The organism is Streptomyces lothianensis, assembly GCF_047779955.1.
In the GTDB taxonomy this organism is placed as follows: domain Bacteria; phylum Actinomycetota; class Actinomycetes; order Streptomycetales; family Streptomycetaceae; genus Streptomyces.
The window spans coordinates 1-16,145 of record NZ_JBLMKT010000070.1; the positions used below are offsets into that span (position 1 = coordinate 1).

The window sequence follows — 16,145 nt, forward strand, 5'->3', positions numbered from 1 at the left end:
CCCGCCTCACCGACATGGCCCGCACCCGCGGCCTCACCCTCAACACCGTCGTCCAAGGCGCCTGGGCCCTCCTCCTCGCCGGACTCACCGGACAACACGACATCACCTTCGGCGCCACCGTCTCCGGACGCACCCCCCACATCAACGGCGTCGAAAACATCGTCGGACTCCTCATCAACACCATCCCCGTACGCGTCACCCTCCACCCCGACCAAACCCTCGAAAACCTCCTCACCACCCTCCAACACCACCAAGCCACCCTCACCCCCCACCACCACACCAACCTCGCCACCATCCAACGCCACACCGGCCACAACGAACTCTTCGACACCTCGACCGCCTTCCAGAGCGTGCCGTGGGACGAGGAAGCGCTCCGGGCTCCGGGCCTGGAGGCCACGGACCTCACCGACGAGGACACTCCGGTCATCCACTACCCGTTGAGCCTTGTCGTCTCCCCGGGAGCCGAGCTGCGCCTGGAGGTGAACCACCGGCCCGATGTCGTGTCCGACGAGCGGGCCCGGGATGTGCTCGACGGACTGTGCGAGCTGCTCGCCACCATGGCCACGGAGCCGGAACGGCGCGTAGGCCGGCTCAGCACGCTCCCGGCCCGTCGAAACGCCCTGGTGCTGCACGAGTGGAACCGGACCTCTCGTTCCCTCGCGCCCGTCACCCTGGCGGAGGCGTTCGCCGCCCAGGTCCGCCGCAACGGCTCCGCACCCGCCCTGGTCTGTGAGGACGTCTCTCTCTCCTACGCCGAGCTGGACGCACGTGCCAACCAGCTGGCCGCGGAGTTGGCGGAGGCAGGCGTCGGGCCGGAGACCCGGGTCGTCGTCGCGCTGCCACGGGGAATCGACTGGGTGACCTCCGTGCTCGCCGTCGTCAAGGCCGGTGGTGTCTTCGTACCGGTGGACCTGGCCTATCCGGCGGAACGCGTCCGGCATGTCCTCGCCGATGTACGCCCGGCCTGTCTGCTCACCGCATCGGACACCGTGTGGGCCGCGGAGCCGTTCGACGGACGCCGGCTCCTGGTCGACGACGCGGCCTTCCGAAGCCGTGTGGCCCGGCGCCCGGCAGAGCCCCTCGCCGCGTGCGGCCTGCGTCCCGGGAACGCCGCCTATGTGATCTACACCTCCGGTTCGACCGGGCTGCCGAAGGGGGTGGAGGTCACCCACCAGGGAATCGCCAGTCTCGTCCGGGCCCAGGTGGAGACCACCGGTCTCGACTCCGACAGCGTGGTGCTCCAGTTCTCCTCGCCCGGCTTCGACGCCATCGTCTTCGAGCTGTGCATGTCGCTGATGACCGGCGCACGGCTGGTGCTCGCCCCCGGTGAGTCGCGGCTGCCCGGTGAACAGCTCGTGCGGCTGATCGCGGAGCAGGGAGTCACCCACGCGGTCGTCGTGCCGTCGGTGCTCGCCGCGATCGACGTGGAGTCCGTCCCCTCGGTGTCCTCCCTGGTCGTCGCCGGCGAGGCGCTCCCGAGGGAGCTCCTCGACCGGTGGGCGCCGGGACGGCGGCTGCACAACGCGTACGGGCCGACGGAGTCGACGATCTGCGCCACCATCTCGGGTCCCCTGCGGGCCGGAGCCGATCCGGTGATCGGCGGCCCGCTCGTCAACACACAGGTGTACGTGCTCGACGCGATGCTGCGGCCGGTGGCACCCGGAATCCCGGGCGAGCTCTACATCGCGGGAGCCGGACTGGCGCGCGGTTACGCGAATCGTCCGGGCGTGACCGCGGAACGCTTCGTCGCCTGCCCCTTCGCGGAGCCCGGCGCGCGCATGTACCGCACCGGCGACGTGGTGCGGTGGACCGCCGACGGTGAACTGGAGTTCGTCGGCCGAGCCGACGACCAGGTCAAGATCCGCGGGTTCCGCATCGAGCTGGGGGAGGTGGAGGCCGCCGTCGCGCGGCAGCCTTCGGTCGGCCGGGTGGCCGTCCTGGCCAGGGGCGAGCAGACCGGGGCCAAGCGCCTCGTCGCCTATGTGGTGCCGGCCGACCCGGGAACCCTGCCGCTGGACACGGAGCTGCTGCGTGCGCGGGTCGCGGAGAGTCTGCCCGACTACATGGTGCCCACGGCCTTCGTGGTGCTCGACGATCTGCCGACCACCGTCACCGGCAAGCTGGACCACCGGGCGCTGCCGGAACCGGAGTTCGCCCCCGCCGCGGACGGCAGGGCGCCCGCCAATGCCCGCGAGGAACTGTTCTGCGACCTGTTCGCCGAGGTGCTCGGTGTTGCCTCGGTGGGCGTCGACGACGACTTCTTCGCACTGGGCGGCGACTCCATCGCCTCGATCCAGCTGGTGGCCAGGGCCCGGAAGGCGGGCCTGGGTCTGGCGCCCCGGGACGTGTTCGCGTCCCGGACGGTGGCCCGGGTCGCCGAGGTGGCCACGGTGGTCGATCCCCCGCAGGCCTCCTGCGCCGAGCCTGCGGCCGGACCGCTCATCTCGCTGAGCGCCGAGGAAGAGGAGGAGTTCGAGACTCTCTGGAACGACTAGGGCATGTCCCCGCCCCGACTTCCCGCCTTCCCGCGGTCCTTCGCGGGAGTGCACTCCGACCGTCGCGGCTCAACAGCAGTCGCGTATCACGAGAGGAACCGAGGACCGATGACGAACCCGTTCGAGGACGAGAAGCTGTCCTACCTGGCACTGGTCAATGACGAAGGCCAGTACTCGCTGTGGCCGGCCTTCGCCGAGGTGCCGTCCGGCTGGAGGGTGGCCAGCGGCCCGGCCGACCGTGCCGCCTGCCTGGCCCATGTCACCGAGCACTGGACGGACATGCGGCCCAAGAGCCTGGTGGCCGCGATGGAGGGTGCCGGCGCCTGACGTCCGCCCCCGCGGCCCGGCACGTCACCCTTGTGGCCCGGCACGTCGCCCTTGTGGCCCGGCACCGGAGTTCCCGGCGCCGGGCCACCGGCATGCCGTCGGCCGGTTACTGGGCGGACGCCGTGAGGTCGGCACGGCGCGGACCCGCGTACGTCTGCAGGCGGGCCAGACTCAGGCCGGTCAGGCGGGTGACCTCGCCGCTGTCCAGGGCGCCGCAGTCCAGGCCGCGCAGCAGGTAGCCGGCCAGCGCCTTGGCGGTGGCCGGCTCGTCCATGACGGCTCCGTCGACGTGGTTGGCGTAGGCGGCGAGGCGCTTGGCGGCGGACTCGAAGCCTTCGCGGTAGAAGGCGAAGACGGCCGCGTAGCGGGTCGGGATGTGGCGCGGGTGCATGTCCCAGCCCTGGTAGTAGGCGCGGGCCAGGGCTCGGCGGGTGAGGCCGTAGTGCAGCCGCCAGGCCTCGTGGACCTGCTCGGTGGTGCCGACGGGCAGCACGTTCGTGGAGCCGTCGGAGACGCGCACGCCGGTGCCGGCCGCGGCGACCTGCATGATGGCCTTCGCGTGGTCGGCGGCGGGGTGGTCGCTGGCCTGGTAGGCGGCGGAGACGCCGAGGCAGGCGCTGTAGTCGAAGGTGCCGTAGTGCAGGCCGGTCGCGCGGCCCTCGGCGGCGTCGATCATCTTCGCCACAGTCGCGGTGCCGTCGGCGCCGAGGATGGACTGGCTGGTCTCGATCTGGATCTCGAAGCCGATCCGGCCCGGGGTCAGCGCGTGCGCCTTCTCGAACTGCTCGAGCAGGCGCACCATCGCGGTGACCTGCTCCGGGTAGGTCACCTTCGGCAGGGTGAGGACCAGGCCCTCCGGCAGGCCGCCGGCCTCCATCAGGCCGGTGAGGAAGACGTCGAGGGTGCGGATACCGCGGTCGCGGACCGGGGCCTCCATGCACTTCATGCGGATGCCCATGTACGGGGCGGCGGTGCCGTTCCGGTAGGCCTCGGCGATCAGCTTCGCGGCGCGGGCGGCGTCGAGGTCTTCGTTCTCGGGGGACTTGCCCTTGTAGCCGTCCTCGAAATCGACCCGCAGGTCCTCGACGGGCTCGCGCTGCAGCTTGGCGCGCACCCGCTCGTAGACGGGCTCGGCGAGCTCGTCGCCGAGGCCGAGCAGCTCGGCGAAGGTCCCCGCGTCGGGGGCGTGCTCGTCGAGCGAGGCGAGCGCCTGGTCGCCCCAGGACCGTATGGTGTCGGCCTGGAAGACCTCACCCGGTACGTAGACGGTGTGCACGGGCTGGCGGGTGCCGGGGTCGCCCGGGTAGCGGCGCTCGAGTTCCGCGTCGACCGGGGCGAGGGAGGCGCTGATCTCCTCGCTGAACGCACCTGCGAGGCTCGTCGCCACCTGCTCTTGCTGACCCATTCCCGCATCCTCCGCTTTCAGTTTTCCGCTTCACGGAATCAACAATCCGTATAGCGAAGTTATCCGGGAGCTTCCCCGCTGGTCAACACCCACCCTCATCGTGAACGCCACAGAAGGAGACCGCGTGCCGAGCCTCGATGTCATGTCCTTCAACCTGCGCCACGCCGGTGACCGGCCCCCGCACAGCTGGCCGGAACGCCGGCCCGCCATGGCGGAGCTGCTGCGCGCCACGAGCCCTGCAGTGATCGGCACCCAGGAAGGCCTCTACCAGCAGCTGAGGGACATCGAGCAGGACCTCGACGGGCGCTACGCGTGGATCGGCACGGGACGCTCGGGCGGCAGCCGCGGCGAGTTCATGGCCGTCTTCCACGACACCCGGCGGCTGGCCCCGGTGGAGTACGAGCACTACTGGCTCTCGGGCACCCCGGAGGTCATCGCCTCCAACACCTGGGGCGGCAGCTCGATCCGCATGGTGACGTGGGTGCGGCTGCGGGACCTGCGCTCCGGCGGCGAGTTCTACGTGGTCAACACGCACCTGGACGTCTCCTCGGCCGAGGCCCGTATGCGTTCGGCCGAGCTCATCATCCGGCGACTGGCAGGTCTCGACCGTTCACTGCCGCTGCTCGTGACCGGCGATTTCAACGTTCCGGCGCACGGCGACCCGGTATACGACGCCTTCCTCGGCGCGGGCCTCGTCGACACCTGGGACGCGGCCGGGCACCGCGGCGGGCAGTACGGCACCTTCCACGGGTACGGGCCGCTCGAACCGGGCGGCGACCGGATCGACTGGATCCTCGCCTCGCCGGGCGTGCGTACCCACACCGCCGCGTGCCCCACGTTCCGCCTCGACGGACGGTTTCCGAGCGATCATCTGCCCGTACAGGTGTCGCTCACGCTCGGGTGAGGCTTCGGCGGACACGCTCGGGCGGGGTTCGGCCGTGGAACCCGAAGGCCCCCGGATCCGCGTACGTTGTACGGGATCCGGGGGCCTCGGAGGCAAACTGCGGGGATCAGCCCTTGCGGGTCTCGATCTCCTGGGTCAGCTGCGGGACGACCTCGAAGAGGTCGCCGACCACGCCGTAGTCGACCAGGTCGAAGATCGGGGCCTCGGCGTCCTTGTTGATCGCCACGATCGTCTTCGAGGTCTGCATACCGGCGCGGTGCTGGATCGCGCCGGAGATGCCGGAGGCGATGTACAGCTGCGGCGAGACCGACTTGCCGGTCTGGCCGACCTGGTTGGAGTGCGGGTACCAGCCGGCGTCCACGGCGGCACGCGAGGCGCCGACGGCCGCACCGAGCGAGTCGGCGAGCTTCTCGATGATCGCGAAGTTCTCGGCGCCGTTGACGCCACGGCCGCCGGAGACCACGATCGCGGCCTCGGTCAGCTCGGGACGGCCGGTCGACTCGCGCGGGGTGCGCGCGACGACCTTGGTGCCGGTGGCACCGGCCGAGAAGGAGACCTCGAGGGCCTCGACGGCGCCGGCGGCCGGGGCGGCCTCCACGGCGGCCGAGTTCGGCTTGACCGTGATGACCGGGGTGCCCTTGGACACGCGGGACTTGGTGGTGAAGGAGGCGGCGAACGCGGACTGCGTCGCGACCGGGCCCTCGTCACCGGCCTCCAGGTCGACGGCGTCGGTGATGATGCCGGAGCCGATGCGGACCGCGAGGCGGGCCGCGATCTCCTTGCCCTCGGCGGAGGACGGCACGAGCACGGCGGCCGGGCTCACGGCGGCGTGCGCGGCCTGCAGCGCGTCCACCTTCGGCACGACCAGGTAGTCGGCGAACTCCGGGGCGTCCGCGGTCAGGACGCGGGTGGCGCCGTGCTCGGCGAGCGCGGCGGCGGTGTCGGCGGCACCGTTGCCCACGGCGACGGCGACGGGCTCACCGATGCGGCGGGCCAGCGTCAGCAGTTCCAGGGTGGGCTTGCGGACGGCACCGTCGACGTGGTCGACGTAGACGAGAACTTCAGCCATGGGACTTCTTCTCTCCTGCAGGTACGAAGCGTTCGGGGGCGGTTACCGGCTCTGCGAGCCTCAGATGAACTTCTGGCTCGCGAGGTACTCGGCCAGCTGCTTGCCGCCCTCGCCCTCGTCCTTGACGATCGTGCCGGCGGTACGGGCCGGACGCTCGGCGGCCGAGTCGACCGCGGTCCAGGCACCCTCGAGGCCGACCTCGGCCGCGTCGATGTCCAGGTCGTCCAGGTCCAGGGACTCCACCGGCTTCTTCTTGGCGGCCATGATCCCCTTGAAGGAGGGGTAACGGGCCTCGCCCGACTGGTCGGTGACCGACACGACGGCGGGCAGCGCGGCCTCGACCTGCTCGGAGGCGGCGTCGCCGTCCCGGCGACCCTTGACGGTGCCCTCGTCGACGGATACCTCGGAGAGCAGCGTGACCTGCGGAACCTCCAGGCGCTCGGCCAGCACCGCCGGCAGCACACCCATGGTGCCGTCGGTGGAGGCCATACCGCAGATGACCAGGTCGTAGCCGGTCTTCTCGATGGCCTTGGCGAGCACCAGCGAGGTACCCATCACGTCGGTGCCGTGCAGGTCGTCGTCCTCGACGTGGACGGCCTTGTCGGCGCCCATGGACAGCGCCTTGCGCAGCGCGTCCTTGGCGTCCTCGGGGCCCACCGTCAGCACGGTGATCTCTGCGTCGTCGGCCTCTTCGGCGATCTGGAGCGCCTGCTCGACCGCGTACTCGTCGAGCTCCGAAAGCAGGCCGTCGACATCCTCGCGGTCAACGGTCAGGTCATCGGCGAAGTGCCGGTCGCCGGTGGCGTCGGGCACGTACTTCACACAGACAACGATCCTCAAGCTCACGCCGGCTCTCCTACTGCATCGTCTCGAACTGGGCTGGCTGCTGCCTCGTACCAGGCAGCATAGGCGCCTGGAGCGGCGATCCCGGACGGGGCGGCCCCCGCTCCACCCGGAATGTTACTAGTCAGTACACCTTGCGCTCGCCCACTGAGCAAGCGCTTGGACTGTGACCTTGCCAACGGATCGTATGACTTCGGACGATGACTTCCCAGGCACGCGCGGCGGAGGTTGGTCACAGTCGCCTCCCTGGTCGCACGTACCGGCTCGCACGCGGGCCGCTCACGGCTCGCACACAGGCCGCCCATGGCTCGCGCGCGGCGGGTTCACGGCTCGCGCAGGCCGTTGAACGAGCCCCCGTGGTACAGCAGCGGGCTGCCCTCGCCGCTCGCGTCACCGGCCACTGCCTGCGCCACGATCAGCCGGTGGTCGCCGGCCGGGACGCGGGCGATGATCCGGCAGCCGAGCCAGGCGAGCACGCCGTCGAGGACGGGCACTCCGCCGGGGCCCTCGTGCCAGACGGTGGGCGGGGCGAAGCGGTCCGCGCCGCTGCGGGCGAAGCGTGCGGCGAGCTCGCGCTGGTGCTCGCCGAGGATGTGGACGCCGATGTGCTCGACCCGGTCGATCACCGGCCAGGACGAGGAGCCCGTGCCCACCACGAAGGAGATCAGAGGCGGCTCGGCCGAGGCCGAGGTGAGCGAGGTGGCGGTGAAGCCGACCGGTCGCTCGCCTTGGGCGGTGACCACCGCGACGCCCGCGGCGTGGCGCCGGAAGACCGACCTCAGCAGCTGGGGCGAGCCGGGCTGCACGGGCGGGGTGGCCCCGGTGGACTGCACCGGCACCGCGAACTCGATCGACATGCCCCCAGGCTTCCGATCCGTGCTCGATACAGTCAAGTGCCCCCGGGAATCTGGGAGAAGACTCACGTCACCCGGGCCCGGGCTCCCTCGCCACGCGCCGCGGTCACACCACCGCGCCGAGCGCGGCGATCACATCGGCCTTGCGCGGCAGACCGGCCGCCCGGCGCACGACGCGCCCCTCGGCGTCGAGGACCAGCACGGTCGGGGTGCGCTCGATCTCCAGGAGCCGCATCAGCTCCAGATGCCCCTCGGCATCGATCTCGACATGCGCCACGCCGGACACCATCGCCGCGACCTCGGCGAGCAGGCGCCTGGTGGCCCGGCAGGGCTGGCAGAAGGCGCTGGAGAACTGCACGAGAGTGGCGCGTTCCCCCAGGTCGGCCCCCAATTGCCGTACCGTGAGCCTGGTCCGTTCCGCCTCCACCGTGACCCTCCTGGCCGAGTTCCGCTTGCGTACGTGATGAGAATCTCTCGCCACCAGGTGGCTGTTCGCCCCGCCATGGGGCACGATCTCGCCAAGCCCCGAAACCTACGGGCCCGTAACTTCGAGCCCGGGAGACCCAGTCCCTGGCATACGGAAGGGTCTCCCACACCCATGGCAGAACTCGTCTACCGCCCGGTCATCGGAGCAGCGCTGACCATGTTCAAGGCGCTTGATCTGAAGATCGACCTCAAGGGCTCGGAGCATATTCCGCGCACCGGCGGCGCCGTTCTGGTCAGCAATCACATCAGCTACATGGACTTCATCTTCGCAGGTCTCGCGGCCCGGCCCCAGAAGCGCCTGGTGCGCTTCATGGCGAAGGACTCGGTGTTCCGGCACAAGGTGTCGGGGCCGCTGATGCGGGGCATGAAGCACATCCCCGTGGACCGCGCGCAGGGCGAGCAGGCCTATGCGCACGCCCTCGACTCGCTGCGCAAGGGCGAGGTCATCGGGGTGTTCCCGGAAGCGACGATCTCCACCTCGTTCACGCTGAAAACCTTCAAATCGGGTGCCGCGCGTCTGGCACAGGAGGCCGGGGTCCCCCTGGTGCCGGTGGCACTGTGGGGCACGCAGCGGCTGTGGACCAAGGGACGGCCGCGCAACTTCAAGCGCTCGCACATCCCGGTGACGATCCGGGTGGGCGAGCCGCTGGAGGCACCGAAGGACCAGTTCGCGGGTGCGATCACCCGGCGGCTCAAGGACCGCGTCCAGGAGCTGCTCGAAGCGGCGCAGCGCGCCTATCCCGTACGGCCCAAGGGCAGCGAGGACACCTGGTGGGTGCCCGCACACCTCGGCGGTACGGCCCCGACGCCCGCGACCGCCCGCGGGGCCGAGGCCGGCTGAGCGGCGCGCGGAATCCGACGCGCCTGCACCGCCTGCACCGCCCGGAGCGCGTGGAGCGCCCGGAGCGCGTGGAGCGCCTAGAGCGCGCGGAGCGCCTCGGGGAGCGTCCGCCACAGGGACGGGCGGTCGGGGGCCGATCTGAGGGCCGCCAGGACCGCCGGGTGCGGTGTGTCGTACAGCGTCGGGTAGTCGCGCTCGGCGAGCGTCTCGCGCGGGATCCATTCGAGGCGCTCCCCCGCGGTGGAGAACTCGGCACCCAGGCCCGGCCGGTTCCCGCGCGGGTCCTGCCGGTGCCAGGCGCCTTCGAGATGGACGGCGATCAGGCCGTGCACCGCGTAGCCGGCTTCGGGACTGTCGCCGAGCGTCAGGCGCTGGTAGCAGAAGGCCGTGGGGATCGACTCGGCGCGCAGGAGGGCGGCGAGGGCGTGGGATTTCGCGTGGCAGATGCCGGTTCTTTTGTCGAGGACGTCCGATGCGCGCCAGGTGACGCGGAGGTCGTCCACGTCGTGGGAGTGCGGGATGGTGTCGCGGACGAACTCGTACGCGGCCCGGGTGTATGAGTATGCGTCGGGGTGAGCAGCACGGAGGGTGGCCGCGGTGGTGCGGACCGTGGGGTGCTCGTGGTTGATTGCCTCGTCCGAGGCAAGGTACGCGGACAGGTCTGCGGATTGCTGGATCAGCTCCATGAGCTCGGAGCATAAATATGCAGCCGGACGCAATGCAATGCATTTGCGTCCGGCTGCATGTCTGTACGCGTCAGCGCGCCATTTCCTCCTTGAGGGCTGACACGAAGGAGTCCACGTCGTCCGCCGTCGTGTCGAAGGCGCACATCCAGCGGACGTCTCCGGAGGCCTCGTCCCAGAAGTAGAAGCGGTAGCGCTCCATCAGGCGGCGGCTGACGTCGTGCGGGAGCCGGGCGAAGACCGCGTTGGCCTGCACCTCGTAGAGGATCTCGACACCGGGCACCGCCCGTACGCCCTCGGCGAGGCGCTGGGCCATCTCGTTGGCGTGGCGCGCGTTGCGCAGCCACAGGTCCTTGGCGAGCAGGGCTTCCAACTGCACGGAGACGAAGCGCATCTTGGAGGCGAGCTGCATGGACAGCTTGCGCAGATGCTTCATGTGCGAGACCGCGTCGGGGTTCAGAACCACGACCGCCTCGCCGAAGAGCATGCCGTTCTTCGTGCCGCCGAAGGACAGGATGTCCACGCCGGCACGCGAGGTGAACGTGCGCAGCGGGACGTCGAGCGCGGCGGCCGCGTTGGCAAGCCGAGCGCCGTCGAGGTGCACCTTCATGCCGCGCGCGTGGGCGTGCTCGCAGATCGCGCGGATCTCCTCGGGCGTGTAGAGCGTGCCCAGTTCGGTGTTCTGCGTGATCGAGACGACCTGAGGCATCGCCCGGTGTTCGTCGTCCCAGCCGAAGGCCTGGCGGTCGATCAGCTCCGGCGTGAGCTTGCCGTCGGGGGTCGAAACGGTGAGCAGCTTCAGGCCACCCACTCGCTCGGGCGCCCCGCATTCGTCGACGTTGATGTGCGCGCTCTCGGCGCAGATCACCGCACCCCAGCGGTCGGTGAGCGCCTGCAGCGCGGTCACGTTGGCCCCGGTGCCGTTGAACACCGGGAAGGCCTCGGCACTCGCGCCGAAGTGGGCGCGGATCAGCGTCTGCAGGTGCTCGGTGTACTCGTCCCCGCCATAGGCGACCTGGTGGCCGCCGTTGGCGAGGGCGAGGGCGGCGAGGATCTCGGGGTGCGCGCCGGCGTAGTTGTCGCTGGCGAAGCCGCGTATTTCCGGATCGTGGTGCCGCTTGGCATCCGTCTTCGGGGGGTTCGGGGGGTTCGCAGGGACCGGGTTGTTCGGTGTGGTCACGGCTGCTCGGTCAGCCACAGGCGCTTTCCGTTCACTTCCTGGGCGGGCCGCTCCCAGACTCCGGCGATGGCCTCGGCCAGCTCCTTGACGTCCGTGAAGCCCGCGAACTTCGCGTTCGGGCGCTCGGCGCGCATCGCGTCGTGCACCAACGCCTTCACGATCAGGATGGCAGCCGCGGCCGACGGGCCCGCATCGCCCCCTGCCTTGCGGAAGGCGTCACCGAGGGCGAGCGTCCACGCCTCGGCGGCCGACTTGGCGGCGGAGTACGCCGCGTTGCCCGCGGTGGGCTTGCTCGCGCCGGCGGCGCTGGTCAGCAGGTAGCGGCCGTTCGGGCTGCGCAGGAGTCCGTCGTGGAAGGCCAGTGAGGTGTGCTGGACGGTGCGGATCAGGAGCTTGTCGAGGAAGTCCCAGTCGGCGAGGTCCGTCTCCATGAAGGAGGCGCTGCCCCGCCAGCCGCCGACGAGATGCACCAGGCCGTCGATCCGGCCGAACTCCTTCTCGGTCCGCGCGGCCCATTCCTTGGTCGCGTCGAGATCGAGGAGGTCCACGGTGTCGCCGGTGACAGTGGCCCCGCCGTGCGCATACCGCGCGGCGTCCACAGCCTCCGCGAGGCGCGCGGCGTCCGCGTCGGCGGCGACCACGACCGCACCTGCCTCGGCCAGGCGCAGCAGCGTGGCGCGTCCCGCCGGTCCGGCGGCGCCCGCCACGGCGATCACGGCGCCGCTCAGTGTCCCGTTCCCGTTGCCGTTCCCGTTCATGCCACTCATCTCCGCACGCTGGTGACTCACGCGGCCACCTGCTCGGCGCTCTCCGCGGTGATGCCCTTGGTCGAGGCGATCACGGACTTCAGCTTCTTGGACAGCGCCTCATAGAACATGCTCAGCGGAAACTCGTCCGCAAGCACCTCGTCGACGAGCTTGCGGGGCGGCAGGCTGGTGTCGAGGGCGTCGGGGCCCTTGGCCCAGCGCGAGCCGGGGTGCGGTGCGAGGTAGCCGGAGACCAGGTCGTAGGCGGCGAACCAGTGCACGAGCTTCGGGCGGTCGATGCCGGCCCGGTACAGGTCCTCGATCTCCTTGCACAGCTGGTTGGTGACCTCGGGGGCACGCTGCCAGTCGATGTGCAGCTTGTTGTCGGTCCAGCGCACGACGTCGTGCCGGTGCAGGTAGGCGAAGAGCAGCTGCCCGCCGAGGCCGTCGTAGTTGCGGACGCGCTCACCGGTGACCGGGAAGCGGAACATGCGGTCGAACAGCACCGCGTACTGCACGTCGCGGGCCTGCGGGACGCCTTCGGACTCCAGCTTCACGGCCTCCTTGAAGGCGGTGAGGTCGCAGCGCAGCTCCTCCAGGCCGTACATCCAGAACGGCTGGCGCTGCTTGATCATGAAGGGGTCGAAGGGCAGGTCGCCGTGACTGTGGGTGCGGTCGTGCACCATGTCCCACAGGACGAAGGCCTCCTGGCAGCGCTGCTGGTCGCCGATCATCTCCTGGATGTCGGCGGGCAGCTCCAGGCCGAGGATGCCCACGGCGGCCTCGGTGACCTTGCGGAAGCGGGCGGCCTCGCGGTCGCAGAAGATGCCGCCCCAGCTGAAGCGCTCGGGCGCCTCGCGCACGGCGATGGTCTCCGGGAACAGGACAGCGGAGTTGGTGTCGTAACCCGAGGTGAAGTCCTCGAAGGTGATGCCGCAGAACAGCGGGTTGTCGTAGCGGGTGCGCTCGAGTTCCGCCAGCCACTCGGGCCAGACCATCTTCAGGACGACGGCCTCGAAGTTGCGGTCCGGGTTGCCGTTCTGCGTGTACATCGGGAAGACCACGAGGTGCTGCAGCCCGTCGGCGCGGTGGGCGGCAGGCTGGAAGGCGAGCAGCGAGTCGAGGAAGTCGGGGACCTCGCAGCCGTCCGCGACCCAGCGGCGCAGGTCGGCGCTGAGGGCCATCAGGTACGCGGCATCGTGCGGAAGGAGCGGGGAGAGCTCCTCGACGGCCGAGACCATCCGCTCCACCTGGGCGGCGACCTCGTCCGGCGCGGGCGCGCCTTCGGCGGTGAAGTCGACGGAGCCGTCCGCCGACTGCCAGACCCTGAGCGTTTCGACCGCATCCTTGAGCACGGGCCAGGCCGGGTGGTCCACCACCCGGTCCGCGGGAGGAACGATCCCCCCGATTGCATCCTGCACAAGAATTTCCGTCATGCCTCTTCCTCCACGGGAGAACCTCGCGTATGCCCACCGTAAGCGCGCGAGGTTGTCCACCACAAGGGGGACCTCGGGAAATTATCCTGCGTCACCCCCACCGTCACCGGAATTCTTCCTGCTCTTGGCGGTCGCGGCGGTCGCCCGGGTCACGCCGGCCAGTGCGGTACGGGCATCGGCCAGGTGGTCGGCGCGGCCGATGAATCCGTGAACATCTACGGGAAGTCGCCCTCCGTGACCGGGACCCCCGCCGCCCGCAGCGCCTGCGCGTAGGCGCGTCCCTCGTCGGCCGGCGGATCGCAGCCGGCGGTCACGATGTGCGCGGGCGCCGGGGTTCGGTTTCGGGTTCGGCGCTCATCGGATCTCCTCCTGGCGCTGCTCGGTGCGGGCGCCCGGCACGCGTACGCCGTCCGGGCGCGGGACCCGGGCACGGCGGCGCTCAGGCAACCGCTGCTGCTGCGGGTGCGACTCGGGCACCTCACCACGCCCGCGCACCTGCGGGAGCCGGTCCTCGAGCACGTCGCGCGCACCGAGGGCGAGCCGATGGAGGTGCTCGACGCCTCCGCGCGGGCCGACGGCGTCGAGGCCTGGGCCCATCCGCAGATCGCGCTGCGCTGGAGCGAGCGGCGACTGCGGTCCGAACTCGAACCGGCCGAGGGGTTTTCGGCGGACCTGGACGGCCTGCCTTCGTAGCTGCCCGGCCGCGTGCACATTCCCGCCGCAGGCGCCATCCGCCCCCGCGTCAAGACCTCCAGGACTCGCCCACCCATGGGTGACGGCGCAAGCACGGCGAAGCCGCGCCCACTGCCGCGTCAGGTACTCCCACCCCGACCGAACGCCTCCGTTTCGTCCCTTCGCGTCCGGGTTCATCTTCGATACGGGCCATTAGGCTGCGCCCTGCACTGGAGCCGCCCGTCGACGGAAGCGAGTGAACCTTGAACTTCGTCACCATCGGTCATCGCGGGATCATGGGTGTGGAACCCGAGAACACACTCCGCTCGTTCCTCGCCGCGCAGCGCGCGGGCCTGGACGTCATCGAGCTGGATCTGCGTCTCAGCAAGGACGGCGCGCTGGTCGTCATGCACGACGCCGACGTCGACCGCACCACGGACGGCAAGGGCCCGATCGCGGAGAAAACCCTGTCGGAGCTGCGCGCACTCGACGCGGGCCGGGGCGAGCGGATCCCGGTCTTCGAGGAGGTCCTCGACGCCGTACGGACTCCGCTGCAGGCCGAGATCAAGGATGCCGCGGCCGCACGGGCGCTCGCCGAGGTGATGCATCGGCGTGACCTGGTCGGGCGGGTCGAGGTCAGCTCCTTCCACGACGAGGCGATCGCGGAGATCACCCGTCTCGTGCCGGGGGTGCGGACGGTGCTGGTCGCCGGCCGTTACGGCACCGATGTGGTGGAACGGGCCGTGGCCGTCGGCGCGCCGACGCTCGCCCTCGACATCCGCCGTCTCACGCTGGAGACAGTGGAACTCGCCCGCAAGGCGGACCTGGGCATCATCGGCTGGGTGGTCAACACGCAGGAGCATCTGCGCCTGGTGCGCGCGCTCGAACTCGACGCCGCGACGACGGACTACCCGGAGATCAAACGCACGGGCCGCTTCACCGCCTGAGCAGCGTCGTGGGCCGCCGGGGACCGCCGGAGACCGCCTCAGGACTCCAGCGGCTTCACGAGCAGCTCGAACTTCAGATCGGGGCGCAGCGGGACACCGAAGCGTTCGTCGCCGTAGGGGAAGTCGGTGAACTCGCCCGTACGACGGTATCCGCGCCGCTCGTACCAGGCGATCAGATCCTCGCGCTGGGCGATCACGGTCATCTGCATGCCGTGTACGCCCCACTCCTCGCGGGCGAAACGCTCCGCCTCGGCCAGGACGGCCTTGCCCAGGCCCGCGCCCTGCAGCCCGGGCCGCACGGAGAACATGCCGAAGTACGCCGCCTCGCCCCGGTGTTCGAGCTGGCAGCACGCCACCAGTTCCCCGTCGCGCTGCACGACGACGAGGCGGCTGTCCGCGGCGTCGATGACGCCCCGCACCCCCTCGGCGTCCGTACGCTGCCCGTCGAGCAGGTCGGCCTCCGTGGTCCAGCCCGCCCGGCTCGTGTCACCGCGGTACGAGGACTCGATGAGCGCGACGAGGGTGTCGACGTCCGCGTGGGTGGCATCGCGGTAGACCAGGTCACCGAATTGAGAGCGGGTGTCCATCAGGCATGCCTTTCCACAGGGACGTACGAACCGGAAGCGAGGGTAACTCCGCGGCCCCGGCTCCGACGAGCACGGTCCATGGCCTGGGCGGACGGCCGGTTCGGCGCGCCGGTGCTACGGAGCGGCGGGCAGGGTCCAGTCGGCGGGAAGTGCGTCCTCGGGGATCTCGAAGGTCGCCAGGAAGTACTCCGCCTGGACACAGTTGATGTTCTCGCCTCCGGTGAGTTCCGCCGAGACCGTGCGGCCCGCCACGTCCAGCCGGGCGCCGGTGTTCTGGCAGCCGGGCAGAAGGAAGGCGAGGCCCGTCTCGCCCGCGGGAGGCCGCTTCGTCAGCGCGGTGCGCGCTCTCTCCAGGTTGGCCGCCCTCGCCTGCTCCAGGGCGGCGTACATCCGCTCCGCGCCCCCCTCGGGCCCGAGCCGGGTGGACCACGGCCCGGCGCCCGGCAGTGTGCCCAGCGGGCCCAGCTCGACGAAGGCGGTGACGTCGGCATCGGCATCGGCATCGGCATCGGCGGTTTCGCCGGGGGTGGCGGTGCGGGCGGAGGCGCCGGCGGAGGTGCGACCGGCGCTGTCCTCCCCCGCCGGTGCGTCGTCGGGCGCACCACAGGCGCTCAGGGCCAGAGCCAGGGCCAGGGCCGCGGAAGGCAGGGCGTGGGTGAGTCGGCGCATG

At 70.8% G+C, this 16,145-nt stretch carries 18 protein-coding genes; 6 read left to right on the forward strand and 12 right to left on the reverse strand.

Annotated features, from left to right (window positions below; translation table 11 throughout):
- Both ACLF6P_RS24515 and ACLF6P_RS24520 read left to right on the forward strand, forming a co-directional pair.
- Positions 1 to 2,495 (forward strand): non-ribosomal peptide synthetase (locus tag ACLF6P_RS24515; RefSeq protein ID WP_415952973.1); only part of this gene is annotated, 2,495 nt, incomplete at its 5' end.
- A gap of 108 nt (positions 2,496 to 2,603) precedes the next feature.
- On the forward strand, positions 2,604 to 2,822 hold the full coding sequence (locus ACLF6P_RS24520; RefSeq protein ID WP_415952974.1) for an MbtH family protein: 219 nt from the start codon (positions 2,604 to 2,606) through the stop codon (positions 2,820 to 2,822).
- Positions 2,823 to 2,928: 106 nt separating this feature from the next.
- On the opposite strand, the gene ACLF6P_RS24525 is transcribed toward ACLF6P_RS24520, so the two are convergent.
- On the reverse strand, positions 2,929 to 4,227 hold the full coding sequence (locus ACLF6P_RS24525) for a DUF6986 family protein (RefSeq protein ID WP_415952975.1): 1,299 nt from the start codon (positions 4,225 to 4,227) through the stop codon (positions 2,929 to 2,931).
- A gap of 61 nt (positions 4,228 to 4,288) precedes the next feature.
- On the opposite strand from ACLF6P_RS24525, the gene ACLF6P_RS24530 reads away from it, so the two are divergent.
- Positions 4,289 to 5,131 carry an endonuclease/exonuclease/phosphatase family protein gene (locus ACLF6P_RS24530; protein ID WP_415953028.1) on the forward strand — a complete coding sequence of 281 codons (843 nt, stop codon included), beginning with the start codon at positions 4,289 to 4,291 and terminating at the stop codon, positions 5,129 to 5,131.
- A gap of 106 nt (positions 5,132 to 5,237) precedes the next feature.
- Here the strand turns inward: ACLF6P_RS24530 and ACLF6P_RS24535 are convergent, their stop codons facing one another.
- The 4 genes from ACLF6P_RS24535 to ACLF6P_RS24550 all read right to left on the reverse strand — a co-directional run bounded on the left by ACLF6P_RS24535 (position 5,238) and on the right by ACLF6P_RS24550 (position 8,324).
- Entirely contained in the window at positions 5,238 to 6,200 is a 963-nt protein-coding gene (locus tag ACLF6P_RS24535; RefSeq protein WP_415952976.1) for an electron transfer flavoprotein subunit alpha/FixB family protein, read from the reverse strand.
- Positions 6,201 to 6,260: 60 nt separating this feature from the next.
- The gene (locus tag ACLF6P_RS24540) at positions 6,261 to 7,046 is read right to left on the reverse strand and encodes an electron transfer flavoprotein subunit beta/FixA family protein (protein ID WP_415952978.1); all 786 of its coding nucleotides are present in this window, start codon (positions 7,044 to 7,046) and stop codon (positions 6,261 to 6,263) included.
- Positions 7,047 to 7,366: 320 nt separating this feature from the next.
- Entirely contained in the window at positions 7,367 to 7,900 is a 534-nt protein-coding gene (locus tag ACLF6P_RS24545) for a flavin reductase family protein (protein ID WP_415952979.1), read from the reverse strand.
- Between the two features lie 103 nt (positions 7,901 to 8,003).
- Positions 8,004 to 8,324 (reverse strand): TlpA family protein disulfide reductase, encoded by a 321-nt coding sequence (locus tag ACLF6P_RS24550; protein WP_415952981.1) that lies wholly within the window; start codon positions 8,322 to 8,324, stop codon positions 8,004 to 8,006.
- Between the two features lie 171 nt (positions 8,325 to 8,495).
- On the opposite strand from ACLF6P_RS24550, the gene ACLF6P_RS24555 reads away from it, so the two are divergent.
- Positions 8,496 to 9,224 carry a lysophospholipid acyltransferase family protein gene (locus ACLF6P_RS24555; RefSeq protein WP_415952983.1) on the forward strand — a complete coding sequence of 243 codons (729 nt, stop codon included), beginning with the start codon at positions 8,496 to 8,498 and terminating at the stop codon, positions 9,222 to 9,224.
- Positions 9,225 to 9,301: 77 nt separating this feature from the next.
- Here the strand turns inward: ACLF6P_RS24555 and ACLF6P_RS24560 are convergent, their stop codons facing one another.
- From ACLF6P_RS24560 to ACLF6P_RS24580, 5 genes are all read right to left on the reverse strand, one after another.
- Positions 9,302 to 9,910, reverse strand: coding sequence for a transglutaminase-like domain-containing protein (locus ACLF6P_RS24560; protein WP_415952985.1), 609 nt, complete (start codon positions 9,908 to 9,910; stop codon positions 9,302 to 9,304).
- Positions 9,911 to 9,980: 70 nt separating this feature from the next.
- Positions 9,981 to 11,087 (reverse strand): threonine aldolase family protein, encoded by a 1,107-nt coding sequence (locus ACLF6P_RS24565; protein WP_415953029.1) that lies wholly within the window; start codon positions 11,085 to 11,087, stop codon positions 9,981 to 9,983.
- Positions 11,084 to 11,845 carry an SDR family NAD(P)-dependent oxidoreductase gene (locus ACLF6P_RS24570; RefSeq protein ID WP_415953031.1) on the reverse strand — a complete coding sequence of 254 codons (762 nt, stop codon included), beginning with the start codon at positions 11,843 to 11,845 and terminating at the stop codon, positions 11,084 to 11,086. Before ACLF6P_RS24570 ends, ACLF6P_RS24565 begins: the two co-directional genes overlap by 4 nt.
- A 26-nt stretch (positions 11,846 to 11,871) precedes the next feature.
- Positions 11,872 to 13,269, reverse strand: coding sequence for a DUF6421 family protein (locus tag ACLF6P_RS24575; protein ID WP_415952986.1), 1,398 nt, complete (start codon positions 13,267 to 13,269; stop codon positions 11,872 to 11,874).
- A 215-nt stretch (positions 13,270 to 13,484) separates the two neighbouring features.
- Complete coding sequence (locus tag ACLF6P_RS24580; RefSeq protein ID WP_415952987.1) at positions 13,485 to 13,583, reverse strand: hypothetical protein; 99 nt, start codon at positions 13,581 to 13,583, stop codon at positions 13,485 to 13,487.
- Position 13,584: 1 nt separating this feature from the next.
- Here ACLF6P_RS24580 and ACLF6P_RS24585 point away from each other — a divergent pair, with 1 nt between their 5' ends.
- A complete protein-coding gene (locus tag ACLF6P_RS24585; RefSeq protein WP_415952989.1) occupies positions 13,585 to 13,962 on the forward strand; it encodes a hypothetical protein in 378 nt (125 codons plus the stop codon).
- Between the two features lie 242 nt (positions 13,963 to 14,204).
- A complete protein-coding gene (locus tag ACLF6P_RS24590) occupies positions 14,205 to 14,888 on the forward strand; it encodes a glycerophosphodiester phosphodiesterase (protein ID WP_415952990.1) in 684 nt (227 codons plus the stop codon).
- A gap of 38 nt (positions 14,889 to 14,926) precedes the next feature.
- On the opposite strand, the gene ACLF6P_RS24595 is transcribed toward ACLF6P_RS24590, so the two are convergent.
- Both ACLF6P_RS24595 and ACLF6P_RS24600 read right to left on the reverse strand, forming a co-directional pair.
- The gene (locus ACLF6P_RS24595; protein WP_415952991.1) at positions 14,927 to 15,475 is read right to left on the reverse strand and encodes a GNAT family N-acetyltransferase; all 549 of its coding nucleotides are present in this window, start codon (positions 15,473 to 15,475) and stop codon (positions 14,927 to 14,929) included.
- A gap of 114 nt (positions 15,476 to 15,589) precedes the next feature.
- Complete coding sequence (locus ACLF6P_RS24600) at positions 15,590 to 16,144, reverse strand: hypothetical protein (protein WP_415952993.1); 555 nt, start codon at positions 16,142 to 16,144, stop codon at positions 15,590 to 15,592.
- Position 16,145: the final 1 nt, after the last annotated feature.